At 56.9% G+C, this 14072-nt stretch carries 15 protein-coding genes; 5 read left to right on the top strand and 10 right to left on the bottom strand.

The features are described 5' to 3' along the window. Window positions 1–231: 231 nt before the first annotated feature. Together FO014_RS23080 and FO014_RS23075 are read left to right on the top strand one after the other, a co-directional pair. Entirely contained in the window at window positions 232–882 is a 651-nt protein-coding gene (locus FO014_RS23080) for a riboflavin synthase subunit alpha (RefSeq protein ID WP_160031225.1), read from the top strand. Between the two features lie 41 nt (window positions 883–923). After that, on the top strand, window positions 924–1220 hold the full coding sequence (locus FO014_RS23075) for an I78 family peptidase inhibitor (protein WP_015672170.1): 297 nt from the start codon (window positions 924–926) through the stop codon (window positions 1218–1220). A gap of 66 nt (window positions 1221–1286) precedes the next feature. Here the strand turns inward: FO014_RS23075 and cfa are convergent, their stop codons facing one another. Together cfa and punC are read right to left on the bottom strand one after the other, a co-directional pair. Then, a complete protein-coding gene (gene cfa / locus FO014_RS23070) occupies window positions 1287–2438 on the bottom strand; it encodes a cyclopropane fatty acyl phospholipid synthase (protein ID WP_160031224.1) in 1152 nt (383 codons plus the stop codon). 342 nt (window positions 2439–2780) lie between these two features. Continuing rightward, complete coding sequence (gene punC, locus FO014_RS23065; protein ID WP_160031223.1) at window positions 2781–3986, bottom strand: purine nucleoside transporter PunC; 1206 nt, start codon at window positions 3984–3986, stop codon at window positions 2781–2783. 121 nt (window positions 3987–4107) lie between these two features. On the opposite strand from punC, the gene punR reads away from it, so the two are divergent. Then, window positions 4108–5040 carry a DNA-binding transcriptional activator PunR gene (punR, locus tag FO014_RS23060; RefSeq protein ID WP_160031222.1) on the top strand — a complete coding sequence of 311 codons (933 nt, stop codon included), beginning with the start codon at window positions 4108–4110 and terminating at the stop codon, window positions 5038–5040. A 19-nt stretch (window positions 5041–5059) separates the two neighbouring features. Here the strand turns inward: punR and purR are convergent, their stop codons facing one another. Further along, window positions 5060–6085, bottom strand: a complete 1026-nt coding sequence (gene purR / locus FO014_RS23055) for an HTH-type transcriptional repressor PurR (RefSeq protein ID WP_105230987.1) — start codon at window positions 6083–6085, stop codon at window positions 5060–5062. Window positions 6086–6471: 386 nt separating this feature from the next. Between purR and cydH the strand changes: the two genes are divergently transcribed. Then, on the top strand, window positions 6472–6561 hold the full coding sequence (gene cydH / locus FO014_RS23050) for a cytochrome bd-I oxidase subunit CydH (protein WP_105230988.1): 90 nt from the start codon (window positions 6472–6474) through the stop codon (window positions 6559–6561). A gap of 67 nt (window positions 6562–6628) precedes the next feature. Here the strand turns inward: cydH and sodB are convergent, their stop codons facing one another. Next, window positions 6629–7207 (bottom strand): superoxide dismutase [Fe], encoded by a 579-nt coding sequence (gene sodB / locus FO014_RS23045; protein ID WP_105230989.1) that lies wholly within the window; start codon window positions 7205–7207, stop codon window positions 6629–6631. A 282-nt stretch (window positions 7208–7489) separates the two neighbouring features. After that, window positions 7490–8314: a C40 family peptidase gene (locus FO014_RS23040; RefSeq protein ID WP_105230990.1), complete on the bottom strand. Its 825-nt coding sequence runs from the start codon at window positions 8312–8314 to the stop codon at window positions 7490–7492. A gap of 409 nt (window positions 8315–8723) precedes the next feature. Between FO014_RS23040 and FO014_RS23035 the strand changes: the two genes are divergently transcribed. Next, entirely contained in the window at window positions 8724–9068 is a 345-nt protein-coding gene (locus FO014_RS23035; protein ID WP_105230991.1) for a Grx4 family monothiol glutaredoxin, read from the top strand. Window positions 9069–9132: 64 nt separating this feature from the next. Here FO014_RS23035 and rnt read toward each other — a convergent pair whose 3' ends face one another. From rnt to eptA, 5 genes are all read right to left on the bottom strand, one after another. Next, on the bottom strand, window positions 9133–9822 hold the full coding sequence (gene rnt / locus FO014_RS23030) for a ribonuclease T (RefSeq protein ID WP_111737171.1): 690 nt from the start codon (window positions 9820–9822) through the stop codon (window positions 9133–9135). A 78-nt stretch (window positions 9823–9900) separates the two neighbouring features. After that, complete coding sequence (gloA, locus tag FO014_RS23025; RefSeq protein WP_105230993.1) at window positions 9901–10308, bottom strand: lactoylglutathione lyase; 408 nt, start codon at window positions 10306–10308, stop codon at window positions 9901–9903. A 196-nt stretch (window positions 10309–10504) separates the two neighbouring features. Beyond that, entirely contained in the window at window positions 10505–11608 is a 1104-nt protein-coding gene (nemA, locus tag FO014_RS23020) for an alkene reductase (protein WP_160031221.1), read from the bottom strand. 90 nt (window positions 11609–11698) lie between these two features. Continuing rightward, on the bottom strand, window positions 11699–12319 hold the full coding sequence (locus FO014_RS23015; RefSeq protein ID WP_160031220.1) for a TetR/AcrR family transcriptional regulator: 621 nt from the start codon (window positions 12317–12319) through the stop codon (window positions 11699–11701). A gap of 97 nt (window positions 12320–12416) precedes the next feature. Continuing rightward, complete coding sequence (eptA, locus tag FO014_RS23010; RefSeq protein ID WP_160031219.1) at window positions 12417–14057, bottom strand: phosphoethanolamine transferase EptA; 1641 nt, start codon at window positions 14055–14057, stop codon at window positions 12417–12419. Window positions 14058–14072 lie beyond the last annotated feature (15 nt).

Raw genomic sequence — 14072 nt, 5'->3', positions numbered from 1 at the left:
TGTCACGAATGGACAGCAATTTAATCGCGGAATGATTACCGGCGTAGTGTAACCGCTCGGACTTATTTAAGCCACTGGCGCAGTTTAGTGCACAGTCGCCGTTAACGGCGGTGCGGCAGGTCTATTTCGTGCGCAGCCAGCGATTTTTTACCGCTGCGGGTTTGGTTTTCTCCGCCATCTGGGGCACACTGCCTACCAGCGCTGTATATCTATTTTCTGAAAGAGGCATTCATGTTTACCGGTATCGTACAAGGCATTGCGCCGCTGGTTGCAATAGAAGAAAAACCTAATTTCCGTACCCACGTGATTGACATGCCCGATGAGCTACTGCCCGGTCTGGAGCTGGGCGCGTCGGTGGCGCATAACGGCTGCTGCCTGACCGTCACGGCGGTAGAGGGCAACCGCGTCAGTTTCGACCTGATTAAAGAGACTCTGCGGTTGACCAATCTGGGCAGTCTGACGGTCGGCGATAAAGTCAATGTGGAAAGAGCGGCGAAATTTAACGATGAAATTGGCGGCCATCTGATGTCCGGCCATATTATCTGCACCGCGGAAATTGCCAAGATCTTCACCTCGGAAAACAACCGTCAGGTCTGGCTGCGTATGCCGAATGCCGACCTGATGAAGTATGTGCTGCACAAGGGGTTTGTCGGCATTGACGGCATCAGCCTGACCATCGGCGAAGTGGTGAACAACCGTTTCTGCGTGCATCTGATCCCGGAAACGCTGGAGCGCACGACGCTGGGTAAAAAACGTCTGGGCGACAAGGTCAATATTGAAATCGATCCGCAAACGCAGGCGGTAGTGGATACCGTCGAGCGCGTATTGGCCAGCCGTGAAGCGGCGACGGCGCAGATTGCGGATCCGACGCCGAAACCCTGAACGGGCACGATCTGTTTGAACGCAAAAAAGAGGAGCTAAACGTGAAGTTTTATCGGAAAACGTTGATGTTGGCGGCGCTGATGACGCTGGCTGCCTGTAGCAGTACGTCAGAAAACGGCGCGACTGCGTCGTCGGTCGATGCGGATGACACCTGCGGCGCGTCGCAGTATCAAAACTACGTGGGCAAGCCGCTCTCTTCGCTGGACGGCGTGCAGATTGACGCCCGTCAGGTGCGCACCATTCCTTATAATGCAGCGGTCACCATGGATTTCAACCTGACCCGCCTGAACTTCCTCGGCGATCGGGACGATAAAATCACGCGCGTTTACTGCGGCTGATCGTGGTCAGATAATAAAAACCCCGGGACTGGATGCCGGGGTTTTTTTATTGCGAACGCATGAAACTCAACGCGGCACGCGTATGCCGCCTTCAACCCCTTTCGGGCTGAACAGCACCTGCCACAGCTGAATATCGCGCGAGCGGAAGGCGCCGGCACAGGCGTTGAGGTAGTAACTGAACATCCGTTCGAAACGCTCGGAATAGCGTTCGGCCAGCTGCGGCCACGCCTGTTGAAAACGTTCATACCAGGCCATCAGGGTGCGATCGTAGTCGGCGCCGAAATTATGCCAGTCTTCCATCACGAAATGGCCTTCGCTGGTCTGGGCAATATGCGCTACCGAGGGCAGGCAGCCGTTCGGGAAGATATATTTATTGATCCACGGATCGACATTCATATCGGTTCTGTTTGAACCGATGGTGTGCAGCAGGAATAAACCGTCGGGTTTTAAATTGCGCTCCACCACGTCGAAATAGGTGCGGTAGTTTTTCGGCCCGACGTGTTCAAACATGCCGACCGAGACGATGCGGTCAAATTGCTGATGCAGATCGCGGTAATCCTGCAGTTGAATATCGACGTCCAGCCCGGCGCAGCGCGCCTGCGCCAGCTTCTGCTGTTCGGCGGAGATGGTCACGCCCACCACCGAGACACCGTAATTTTTTGCCGCAAATGCTGACAGCCCGCCCCAGCCGCAGCCAATATCCAGCAGGCGCATACCCGGCTGTAATTGTAGCTTGTCGCAGATCATGCGCAATTTATTTTCCTGCGCCTGTTCCAGCGTCTCGGCGCTTTTCCAGTAGCCGCAGGAATATTGCATATAAGGATCCAGCATCAGGGTAAATAAGTCATTACCGAGATCGTAATGCTCCTTCCCCACGATCCATGCGCGCTTCTTCGACTGCAGATTGGTTAAACGCGCGGCGGCAATGCGCAGCGTATCTTTAAAATGGTGGGGGAGTTTCCTTTCCAGGCCGGAGGCCAGCACGCGATGAAAAAAACAGTCCAGCCGCTCGCACTCCCACCAGCCGTCCATATAACTTTCACCTAGCCCAAGAGAGCCTTCCTGCAGCACGCGTTTAAAAAATTCGGGGTTCTTTACCTGAATATCGAAAGGTCGGGTGCCGTTTATTTCTATATCGGCCATGCTGAGCATTTCATGGGCGATACGATACCATTGGTTGTCCTGGATGCTCAGATCTTCTAAACACGATGAACTCATTTAGTTTCTCCATCACCTTTCTTCTGACTTATGGCTACCAGAAAAAGCTTAGCCAATTTTGGTAGGCACATACGTATACCTGCGGAAGATTGCACCCGCGGCGTCCGATATCCGACATGAACAGAGGAAAATTCAAAGAGAAGCCCGTACCGACTGGCAGGGTAAACTCATCAATAAAATAAAAAAGTGACGCCATTGGCGACCACGAAACGCCACGGGTTAATACGAGATGTTGCTATGTTATTTTTAGCGCTTTTTTGAGTATAGGCCTGCCGAGACGCTTACTCAACCGTAAATCGTGCTCGGCAGACATGTCATTTAAGTGAATATTATTACTGGTAATTATGACGCAGAGTTAGCATGCTGGCGTCGTTCGGCGTCTTGCCGTCGTACACCGTTGCCGCGCTGCAGCAGATAGCCGGCGGCGGCCAGCGCCACCGTGGCGACCATCACCGTCACCGTCGCCAGCAGCGGCTGGGTGATATAGGTGGAGACCAGCATACTGGCGACAAAACACAGGCCCAGCTGCAGGGTGTTCTGCAGCGCCGCCGCTTTACCGGTGCTTTCCGGGAACGGCGTCAGCGCATTCGCCACCACGATCGGGTAGGTGGCGCCGTTAACCAGCGCCATCAGGCAGAATGGGATCAGCAGTGTGGTCAGCGTCGGCGTGGTCAGCGTGGCGACCAGATACAGCGCCACCATGCTGACGGCGTATATGAGGAGTAGCCACGGCAGCAGCGTATTGCCGTTCGTGCGGCTTAATGCGGCGCGGCAGCCGAACCCCCCGAGCAGAAACGCCAGCGTCTGCGGCACATAGCTCAGGCCGATATCGTTCGGGCTGTAGCCCATATTGCCCAGAATAAACGGCGAGCCGGTCAGCCAGGCGAAGAAACCGGCTGAGCAGGCGGCGTACACCAGCACGTTGCCGCTGTACAGCGGCGACTTCAGCAACTGCAGGAAACCGATGCCTGGCACCGCGCCTTCATCGGTTCGCGGACGCGGCTTGTCGCGCAGCAGCAGCGTCGGCAACAGCAGCAGCAGCGTAATGGCCAGCAGCACGGCGAAGATCGCGCGCCAGTTCAGGTGGTTCAGCAGCCAGGCGCCGACCAGCGGCGCCAGCGCCGGTGAGAGAGCGACCAACGGCATAATGGTGGCAAACACCTGGTTGGCGCGGCTGCCCGGGTAGCGGTCGATCACGATGGCCTGCCAGGTCACGGCGGCGGCGCAGACGCCGACCGCCTGTATAAAGCGCAGCGTCCACAGTTGCAGCGCGTTGTCCGCCCACATCATGCCGAGGCAACCCAGCCCAAACAGCGCCAGGCCAATCAGCAGCACCGGTTTGCGTCCCAGTTTGTCGGACAAGGGCCCCCACAGCAGTTGCGCAAAGGCAAAGCCAGCCAGGAAGATGCTCAGGCTGGCGCTAATGGCGCCGGGAGAAATCTGCAGATCTTTCTGCATCATGCCGAAGGCCGGCAGGTACATATCCGTGGCCAGAAAGCCGAGCATACTCAGGCCGGCCAGATAAAACATAAATCCAAAGTTTCGCATAGTGGTTCTCAGTCGTTATTTGTGATGCAGGTTTTCACGCCGCGCAGTGTATCCGGCTGGATCTCTGGTTGTGAAACGGTAATATTTGCATACTGGTTTGAAAATTTTTGCAGGCAAACGTATGTGGTCTGAATATTCACTGGATGTGGTCGACGCCGTGGCGCGTACCGGCAGTTTCAGCGCGGCGGCGCAGGAGCTGCACCGCGTTCCTTCCGCGGTCAGCTATACCGTGCGCCAGTTGGAGCAGTGGCTGGCGGTGCCGCTGTTTGAGCGGCGCCATCGCGACGTCATGCTGACGCCGGCGGGGGCGCTGTTTGTCCAGGAGTCACGCGCTGTCATCAAAAAAATGCTCGACACGCGCCGTCAGTGCCAGCAGGTCGCCAACGGCTGGCGCGGGCAGGTGAAGATCGCCGTCGATCTGATTGTTAAGCCGCAGCGCTGCCGACAGCTGGTACTGGATTTCTATCGTCATTTCCCGGACGTTGAACTGCTGCTGCAGCCGGAAGTGTTCAACGGCGTATGGGATGCGCTGGTGGATGGCCGCGCCGAAATGGCCATCGGCGCCACGCGCGCAGTGCCCGCCGGCGGCGGGTTCGCCTTTCGCGATATGGGCTTTATGAACTGGCTGTGCGTGGTCAGCGCCGATCATCCGCTGGCCGGGCTGAACGGCGCGCTCAGTGATGAACAGCTGCGTCCCTATCCGGCGCTGTTGCTGGAGGATACGTCGCGCAATCTGCCCAAGCGAGTGACCTGGTCGCTGGACAACCAGCGCCGCCTGGTGGTGCCGGACTGGGTGTCGGCGGTGGATTGCCTGCGTGGCGGTTTATGCGTCGGCATGGCGCCGGCGCACAGGGTGTTGCCGCTGGTGGCGCGCGGCGAGCTGGCGGTGCTGCAGCTGCACGAACCGTTTCCGCCCAGCGCCTGCTGTTTGACCTGGCAGCAACCTAATCAGTCGCCGGCCATCGCCTGGCTGCTGGATTATCTGGGGGACAGCGAGACGCTGAATCATGAGTGGCTGAGCGAAGAAGAGGAAGCGGGGCCGGCAGAGGAGTAGGCGCACCGGCCGGTCGCAATTAGCGGCGGTAATCGATAAAGGGACCGTCGGCCACGGAGCGCCGTTCGATCAGTTTAGGATGGACTTCGATCACCTGCGACTCCTCGCGCTTGCTGATAATGCGGTCCAGCAGCATGGTGAAGGCCATTTCGCCCAGGCGCTCTTTCGGCTGGTGCACCGTGGTCAGGGCCGGGGTGAAGTAGCGCGCGTTGCGCACGTTATCATAGCCGATCACCGAAATATCCTGCGGTACGCGCAGGCCCAGCTCGTCCGCGGCGCAAATGGCGCCCATCGCCATAATATCGCCGCCGCAGAACACCGCCGTCGGGCGGTGCTTTTGCGACAGGATCTGGTGCATTGCCTTATAGCCGGACTCCGGCTCGAAGTCGCCCTGGACGATCCACTCGTTGCGCAACTCGACATTGGCCTCCTGCAGGGCCTTCAGGAAACCCTGATGGCGGCCGCCGCCGGTGTTGCGCGACAGCTGGCCTGGAATGGCGCCGATCTCACGGTGGCCGCGCTCGATCAGATAGCGGCCCGCCAGATAGCCGCCTTCGAAGGCGTTATCGATAATGGTGTCGGTAAAGTCGCTGCGCGCCACGCCCCAGTCCATCACCACCATCGGAATATTACGGTGGTCTTCCAGCATGCCGAGCAGCTGATCGGGGTATTCGGAACACATTACCAGCAGGCCATCGACGCGCTTTTGCGCCAGCATTGCCAGATAGGCGCGCTGCTTGTCCAGATTGTTGTGCGAGTTGCACAGAATCAGGGTGTAGCCTTTGCTGTAGCAGCTGTTTTCCACGGCCTCAATCACTTCGGCAAAATAGGGGGCTTCGCTGGAGGTCGCCAGCAGGCCGATGGATTTGGTGTGGTTGACCTTCAGGCTGCGCGCAACCGCGCTGGGTGAATAGTGCAGCTCTTTAATGGCGGCCCAGACCGCCGCTTTAGTCTCTTCGGCGACGAAACGGGTCTTATTGATGACGTGCGAAACGGTGGTGGTGGAAACGCCCGCGCGTTTGGCCACATCTTTAATCGTTGCCATGTAAAGATGACTCCTGAACTCACATGTTTGCAGTATGTAAGCATGTTGTTAATCGTTTGCCTGCGCAGATCCTTCTCCAAAATCTCGAAAACGTAGTTTTTAGTTTGGAAGTCGTAAGCCGCTTGCTTGGTTTGGAGGGGCTTATTGGCCGGTACGCAGCAGTGAACTGCGAATTTTGGCGTATATTGCGCAAAAGTGGAAGAGGAAATCGGTATTATCCGCCAGGAATGCGGGCAATATTTTTATATTGGCCTCTTTTTTGCCGCAACACGATCGGGCGTTGCGCAAAATCAATGGGGAATGGCCGTGAACTGTGGGAAAATCATTTGACCCATTAACGCTGGGGGCTTTATGCTGGCGTCGCGAAACAGATAAGGGAGTTTCTGATGGAAACCGAGTTGAAATTGTCATTGTTCACCACCGTATGTGCGTTGGTGATGATTATCGCCTTTAGCTTTACCGCTGCGCTGAACTGATTGTTCTGCGAAATATAAAAAGGCGCAGTAATTACTGCGCCTTTTCTGTTTGCGGGTTAACCGGCGCTTATGCCAGATTTTCCGCCACGAACGCCCAGTTTACCAACGCCCAGAAGTTTTCCAGGTAGTTAGGACGCGCATTGCGGTAATCAATGTAGTAAGCGTGTTCCCACACGTCCACGGTCAGCAGCGGTTTGTCTTCACCGGTCAGCGGGGTAGCCGCGTTGGAGGTGTTGACGATCGCCAGTGAACCGTCTGCTTTTTTCACCAGCCAGGTCCAGCCTGCGCCGAAGTTGCCGACAGCGGATTTGGTGAACGCTTCTTTAAACGCGGCGAAAGAGCCGAAAGCCTGATTGATGGCATCCGCCACCGCGCCGGTTGGCTCGCCGCCGCCCTGAGGCGACAGGCAGTGCCAGTAGAAGGTGTGGTTCCACACCTGCGCCGCGTTGTTGAATACGCCGCCGGTCGAGGTTTTCACGATCTCTTCCAGGGTTTTACCTTCGAACTCGCTGCCTTTCACCAGGTTGTTCAGGTTCACCACGTAGGTATTGTGGTGCTTGCCGTAGTGGTATTCCAGCGTTTCAGCGGAAATGTGCGGTTCGAGAGCGTCTTTTGCGTACGGTAATGCAGGTAATTCAAACGACATTGCTTTCTCCTTATTGATACAGCGCTAAAATGCCCATGGCCGCCTGTGGGATGCGATCGTTCGGGTGGTTCCCCAGACGAAGCCGCGCTATTTATACCCGTCATACAGCATATTTAGGGCATATTCGGGCATCGAGTTGTTATGTTTTTTTTAAGGTTATTAATTCTAACCACTTTCAAAGGGAAGGGAAGGTTTAAAACGTGCGAAGCGTTCAACTGCTTAAAGCGTCGGCAATGGCGGGAACGGGGGGGCATGGCTGAGGCGGGCTCAGCCATGCGGGGATTAGCGAACGGTTTTCGGCGTCATCACGCGGCGGGCGCCGATGTAATGGTTTTGCCAGTAGTTATTGTCCAGCTGACTGATGCGGATATCTTTGCCGGTACGCGGCGACTGAATAAACTTGCCGTCGCCGAGGTAAACGCCAACGTGGTCGGCCACGCCGCGGTTATTAATGCGGAAGAATACCAGGTCGCCTTTTTGCAATTCGCTTTTCTTAATCGGCGCGGCGTCACGCAGGTGATACATCTCATTCGCCGTGCGCGGCATTTTAATTTTCATCACGTCTTTATAGGCGTAATAAATTAAACCGCTGCAGTCAAAGCCGGTACGCGGCGAGGCGCCACCCCAGCGATAGGGCTTGCCCATTTGATTCATCAGCTTGGTCATTGCGGTTTGCTTCGCCCGCTGATAGCGCTTTTTATGCGCCGCGCTGAGCTTGAGCGGTTTATCGTCGCTCAGCAGTTTGCTGGTCGCCAGGCCGTGGGTGCGGTGACGGCCATAGCCTTTTTTATAACCTTTCTTCGGCGGGGTGACTTTATTCTTCGCCAGGTGCGTCACTTTACGCGTAGATTTAATGCGGGTCGTTTTTTTGGCGGTTTTAATCGTCGTGCTTTTATGCGCTTTTACCTTGGTGGTTTTTGGCGCCGTGGCGGTGCGGGCTTTTTTACTGCTCTTCAGCGTTTTCTTTTTTCGACGCTCGTCCGGGCGCGCATCGCTGACGTGGCTTTTACGCGGCTCAGCGGCAACGCGCGACTGTGGCGCAGCGTGCGCCAGATTGAAGAACAGCTGGGTAAACAGCAGCACAAAAAGCGTAACTATTAGACGCATGTCGACGTTACCAACCTTGGTCCCGAGTCAGAGATTGAATTAAACACAGTATTCCCCAAATCCGCGATATAAAACAGCGCGGAACTTAATAAAGCGTAATCCATATTGTGAGAAAACGTTAATAAGATTTCACCTGGCTGAAATTTAATCGCCGGGCGGAGAAAAAAACGCCGTATTGACCGCGCAGGTTAATATTTTGCAGCAGGCGCTGCTGCAAAATATATTAGTGAAATGGTCAGATTAAAAATGTTATTCTGAGAGCATGTTTAGCGCGTAGGGGCGTTGCCGGCGCCGCTGGTTCGGCGGGCGGAATGCCCTTGCAAAAGATGGCGTTTTTTTGCAACGGCCGCAGCCGCTACAATAGCCCGGTGTAACGCATGTTGTAGCCATCCGATGGCTTGAGGAAGCAATGATGACGACGATTGAAAGAATTCAGCAACAAATCGCAGAAAACCCGATTCTGCTGTACATGAAAGGCTCACCGAAGCTGCCGAACTGCGGCTTCTCCGCGCAGGCCGTACAGGCGCTGTCCGCCTGTGGCGAGCGTTTTGCCTACGTGGATATTCTGCAGAACCCGGACATTCGTGCCGAGCTGCCGAAATACGCCAACTGGCCGACGTTCCCACAGCTGTGGGTTGACGGTGAACTGGTCGGCGGTTGCGATATCATCATCGAAATGTATCAGCGCGGCGAACTGCAGTCGCTGATCAAAGAGACGGCGGAAAAGTACAAGCAGGAAGACCAGCAGTCGTAACGACGGTTTTCAGCGAAAGGATAATGGGCGCAGTCGGTGTATACCGCTGCGCCCATTTTTTGTATTACTCGTCGTCGCCGGCGGCGTCGATCGCCAGCGGCCAGCCGCCGAGTCGTTTCCAGCGGTTAACCAGTTCACAGAACAGCAGGGCGGTCTGCTCGGTATCGTACAGCGCGGAGTGCGCCTGGCTGCTGTCGAAGGTCATGCCGGCGGCGATGCAGGCTTTGGCCAGCACGGTTTGCCCCAGCACCAGACCGCTGAGCGCGGCGGTGTCAAAGGTGGCGAACGGGTGGAAAGGATTGCGCTTCAGGCCGGCGCGTTCTGCGGCCGCCATCAGGAAACTGTGGTCGAAGTTGGCGTTGTGCGCCACGATAATCGCCCGGTTGCAGCCTTGCTCTTTCAGGCCTTTGCGCACCGCCTTGAAAATGGCGTGCAGCGCGTCATATTCACTCACCGCGCCGCGCAGCGGATTGTGCGGATCGATGCCGTTAAATGCCAGGGCTTCCGGTTGCAGATTCGCGCCCTCAAAAGGCTCAACGTGGAAATGCAGCGTTTCATCCTGCTGCAGCCAGCCGTCCTCATCCATTTTCAGCGTAACGGCGGCAATTTCCAGCAGCGCGTCGCTCTGGGCGTTAAAGCCGGCGGTTTCTACATCTATTACTACGGGATAAAACCCACGAAAACGACCACTCAGGGCGTTAAGATCACTTTTATCGGCCATCAGTTTCTTATCTTCATCGAATGCAGCGCGCATTATGGCAAATTTTGCCGCGGCGTGCAGGCGGTTATCATGCGGATAATAAAACGGGCGCAGAACGCGCCCGACGGAAACTTAGTTGCCGAGGCCGTGGCCGGCGTGTTTATTCTCGATCAGCTCGATTTTATAGCCGTCCGGATCTTCCACAAACGCGATCACCGTGGTGCCGCCTTTGACCGGGCCGGCTTCGCGGGTGACGTTGCCGCCGGCCTGACGGATGGCGTCGCAGGTGGCGGCGACGTCGTCGACGCCCAGCGCCAGATGGCCGAAGGCGCTGCCCATCTCGTAGCTGTCAACGCCCCAGTTATAGGTCAGTTCAATGACTGCACCTTCGCTCTCTTCGGTATAGCCAACGAATGCCAGCGAGTATTTATATTCCGGGTTTTCACTGGTACGCAGCAAGCGCATGCCTAATACCTTGGTGTAGAAGTCGATAGAGCGTTGCAGGTCACCGACGCGGAGCATGGTATGGAGTAGGCGCATAATTTCCTCTAATTGCAGGTGTTTGCCGTCGTTAACGGCTGAGTTATTGAAACGTCGTTCAGTATAGCGTTGTCGCAGAAGGGAATTCAAATGGCGCAGCGGCGGATGCCTTTAGGTGACGGCGTAACAAAATCCGCACCGGCCAATAAAACACCAAAGGCCGGCGCAGGGCCGGCCCGTAGCGTAAACGCGGGGGTTACTTCACCAGGAACGGGTAGTCGGTATAGCCCTGCGCGCCGCCGCCGTAGAAGCTTTCCGGCTGCGGTTCGTTGAGCTCTGCGCCTTGCTGCAGACGTTCGACCAGATCCGGGTTGGCAATATAGCTGCGGCCAAAGGCCACGGCGTCGATATAGCCTTTTTCGATCAGCGTTTCGGCCTTTTCCGCCGTATAGGCGCCGGCGCCGACGATAACGCCGCTAAAGCGCGCGCGCACCGCATCGCGGAAGGCGTCAGAGTAAGGCTTGCCGCCGGCCCAGTCCGGTTCGGAAATATGCAGGAACGCGATGTTGCGCTTATTCAGCTCTTCCACCAGGTACAGCGCCGCTTCTTCCTGATCTTCACCGTTATCCAGGCCGTTGAACGGGCCGAGCGGTGAAATACGGATACCGACGTGCTCGGCGCCCCATTCCTGAATGCTGGCGTCGACTACTTCCAGCGTCAGACGCGTGCGGTTTTCGATGCTGCCGCCATACTGGTCGCTGCGCTGGTTGGAAGCCGGCGACATAAATTGGTGCAGCAGGTAGCCGTGCGCGGCGTGCAGCTCAATGTAATCAAAGCCGGCTTCGCGCGCATTGGCGGTTGCCTGGCGGAAATCATTGATGATGCCGGGAATTTCCGCCGTTTCCAACGCGCGCGGCGTAGAGGTCGGCACACGTACCCAGGCGCCGGTTTCATCGCGCACGGTGGTGCGGGTGTCGGCGTTGATGGCGGACGGGGCGACCGGCGCCTGCTGGCCCGGCTGCAGGCTAGTATGAGAGATGCGGCCTACGTGCCACAGCTGTACGGCGATATGGCCGTTTTTCTCATGCACCGCCCGGGTGATTTCTTTCCACGCGGCAATTTGTTCCGGCGTATGCAGCCCCGGCGCGCCGGCGTAACCCTTAGCCTGGAAGGAAATTTGCGTCGCTTCGGTGATCAGCAAACCGGCGCTGGCGCGCTGGGCGTAGTACTCTGTCATCAGCGGCGTCGGGATATCGCCCGGTTCAATGCTGCGCAGGCGCGTCAGCGGCGCCATAAATACGCGGTTGGGCAATGTGGCGGCGCCAACCTTCAGCGGGGTAAACAGTTTTTCAATTTTCATAAAGCATCCTATCCTGAATAGACCGGTCGACTAGTAATACGTTAAATAAAACCCCTGTGATGTCGGATCTTGGCATCCCAGGGGAGGGGCTTAAGGCTGCGCAGGGCGCAGCAGCAGTTCAATACTTTCCAGCGCGCTGGTGAGCGGCGCAACCGAACGACGAATTTTGGCGCGCAGTGAAGCGCCGAGCCACAGCGCGTACAGCGTTTCGGCGGTGGCCGCCGGACTCATGGTTATCGCCAGCGACCCTTCGCGGATACCGCGTTCAATCGCGTCCTGCAACCGGCCGATCACCTGCGCGCTGCCGGTTTCCAGCGCATGACGCATCGGTTCCGACAGATCGCTGACTTCGGCGGACAGTTTTACCGCCAGGCACGAATTGTGACATTCGCTGCGGCAGTGAAAACTGATGGCCTGCGCATAATAGCTCAGCAACTGGTGGCGGGCATCGCTGCCGCTGTCGTTGAACAACGCCAGCATGGCGACGTCATAATGCGCGAAATAGCGTTGCAGCATGGCTTCGCCGAAGGCTTCCTTCGAGCGGAAGTAGTGATAAAACGAGCCCTTGGGCACCCCGGCGGTAGCCAGCAGTTCGCTCAGCCCCATGCCGGTAAACCCCAGGCGCAGGCTGAGTGACTCGCCGGTGGCGAGCAGGTGTTCGCGTGTATCTGTGTTGCAATGCGTATGTTTCGTCGTCATGAGGGTGAGCATAATAGACCAGTTGGTCTAGATCAAGAGGGAAAGAAAAAAACCGACGCTGAGGCGCCGGCCATGATGGTGAGTATTGTGCCTCAGCGGCGCAGGGAAGTTAAGCGCTGTCGCTGCGGCAGCGCTGCAGAATATCCAATTGAGGCTGATACTGTCGGGTCTGCACGTTCAGCATGCCAAGCAGGGTATGGAACAGATTATCCTGCGAGACGGCATCCCGCTGCGCGATATTTTGCAGGCACTGGCGGTTAATGCCGAAGCTGCGCTGATAGTTTGCCGATATCCACATCAGGAACGGTACGTGCGTCTGTTGGCTCGGTGCGAACAGATACGGCGTGCCGTGCAGGTACATACCGTTTTCCCCCAGCGACTCGCCGTGATCCGACAGGTATACCAGCGCGGTATTGAAACGGTCGCTGTACTGCTGCAGCAGTTTGATGGTGCTGTCGAGCATGGCGTCGCTGTACAGCAGCGAATTGTCATAGGTGTTGACCAGTTGCTGGTGGCTGCAGTCCTGGATCTGATTGCTGTCGCAGGTCGGGGTAAAACGGCGGAACTCAGGCGTGCTGCGGCGATAATAGGCCGGACCGTGGCTGCCCATCTGGTGCAGCACAATCACGCCGTCGTCTTTCAGGCTATCAATATAGTCCCGCAGGCGATACAGCAGCACACTGTCCATACAGACGTCACCTTCACAATCCTGCGGCAGTTGCAGTTTGGTTATATCGACGTGAGGGATCCGGTCACAGGCGCCTTTACAGCCGTTATCGTTATCGCGCCACAGCACGTTGACTCCGGCATGGGCCAAAACGTCCATCAGTCCCTCCTGATGCTCGGCCAGAGTGGCGTTATACCTGCTGCGCGTCATATTCGAAAACATACAGGGTACCGATACCGCGGTTTCGGTACCGCAGGAGGCGGCGTTTTTAAAATAGATCACGCTGTCCTGTTGCAGGTGCGGGTTGGTGACGCGCCCGTAGCCGCCCAGCGAGAAGTTTTCCGCGCGCGCGGTTTCGCCGACCACCAGGATCACCAGCGTCTTTTTCTGCTCGGCGCGGATTAGCGGCCCCTTATGAGCATCCTCACCGATTTTCACCAGCGGCAGGTGGCGGGTAAGTTCACGCTGTTCGGCGAGCTTGACGGCGCCGGCGATAAAATTCGACGGCGTCAGCATGTTCACCACGCTTTTGTTGTTACGAATCAGCGACGCGTAGTCTTTATAGAATAACGCGGCGATCAGCAGAATCACCACCAGTGACAGCATCATATTGGCGGCGCGCAGGCCGAGGGGGTACCACCATGGGCGGGTCTGGCGAATCCTGACGATAGATACCGCCGCTGCCGGCAGCACGCCAAGCAGCAGCAGCCACAGCCCCATCTGCGGCGTCAGCAGCGCGCCGATCTCCTGCGCGTTGGTTTCAACGGCACTTTGCATCATATCGCCGTCGATCACCACGCCATAGCTGTACATAAAATAGTTGGCCGCAGCGCTGCCCAGCAGGAAAAAAATCATTAATGGCTTACGCAGGTAGGGCACGGTGAGTAGGCTGAAAATGATATTCAGCGCGCAGAAGATCACCACCGGCATGCTGGCGGCAAACAGCAGGTTGCTGACATGGTCGAAACGGATAAATGACCACGCCGTATGCAAAAACAGCGCGTTTTGGAACAGGGTAAAAAACAGCGCACAGGCGAGAATAAAGCCCAGACTGCTGCAGGAGAATGTTGAAGGTAACCGCATTGCCGCATTGTCATC

The sequence above is a fragment of the Serratia rhizosphaerae genome, assembly GCF_009817885.1.
Classification (GTDB): Bacteria; Pseudomonadota; Gammaproteobacteria; order Enterobacterales; family Enterobacteriaceae; genus Serratia_B; species Serratia_B rhizosphaerae.
The sequence above is the reverse complement of the archived record's forward strand: the minus strand, read 5'-3'. Positions and strand labels throughout refer to the sequence as shown.

Bases quoted from the DNA above. Each gene is read 5' to 3' on its own strand.
- punC (WP_160031223.1), bottom strand. From the start codon at position 3,986: ATGCGAAACTTTGGATTTATGTTTTATCTGGCCGGCCTGAGTATGCTC.
- cfa (WP_160031224.1), bottom strand. From the start codon at position 2,438: ATGAGTTCATCGTGTTTAGAAGATCTGAGCATCCAGGACAACCAATGG.
- nemA (WP_160031221.1), bottom strand. From the start codon at position 11,608: ATGAAAATTGAAAAACTGTTTACCCCGCTGAAGGTTGGCGCCGCCACA.
- gloA (WP_105230993.1), bottom strand. From the start codon at position 10,308: ATGCGCCTACTCCATACCATGCTCCGCGTCGGTGACCTGCAACGCTCT.
- sodB (WP_105230989.1), bottom strand. From the start codon at position 7,207: ATGTCGTTTGAATTACCTGCATTACCGTACGCAAAAGACGCTCTCGAA.
- cydH (WP_105230988.1), top strand. From the start codon at position 6,472: ATGGAAACCGAGTTGAAATTGTCATTGTTCACCACCGTATGTGCGTTG.
- rnt (WP_111737171.1), bottom strand. From the start codon at position 9,822: ATGCGCGCTGCATTCGATGAAGATAAGAAACTGATGGCCGATAAAAGT.
- eptA (WP_160031219.1), bottom strand. From the start codon at position 14,057: ATGCGGTTACCTTCAACATTCTCCTGCAGCAGTCTGGGCTTTATTCTC.
- FO014_RS23080 (WP_160031225.1), top strand. From the start codon at position 232: ATGTTTACCGGTATCGTACAAGGCATTGCGCCGCTGGTTGCAATAGAA.
- FO014_RS23015 (WP_160031220.1), bottom strand. From the start codon at position 12,319: ATGCTCACCCTCATGACGACGAAACATACGCATTGCAACACAGATACA.
- FO014_RS23035 (WP_105230991.1), top strand. From the start codon at position 8,724: ATGATGACGACGATTGAAAGAATTCAGCAACAAATCGCAGAAAACCCG.
- FO014_RS23040 (WP_105230990.1), bottom strand. From the start codon at position 8,314: ATGCGTCTAATAGTTACGCTTTTTGTGCTGCTGTTTACCCAGCTGTTC.
- purR (WP_105230987.1), bottom strand. From the start codon at position 6,085: ATGGCAACGATTAAAGATGTGGCCAAACGCGCGGGCGTTTCCACCACC.
- punR (WP_160031222.1), top strand. From the start codon at position 4,108: ATGTGGTCTGAATATTCACTGGATGTGGTCGACGCCGTGGCGCGTACC.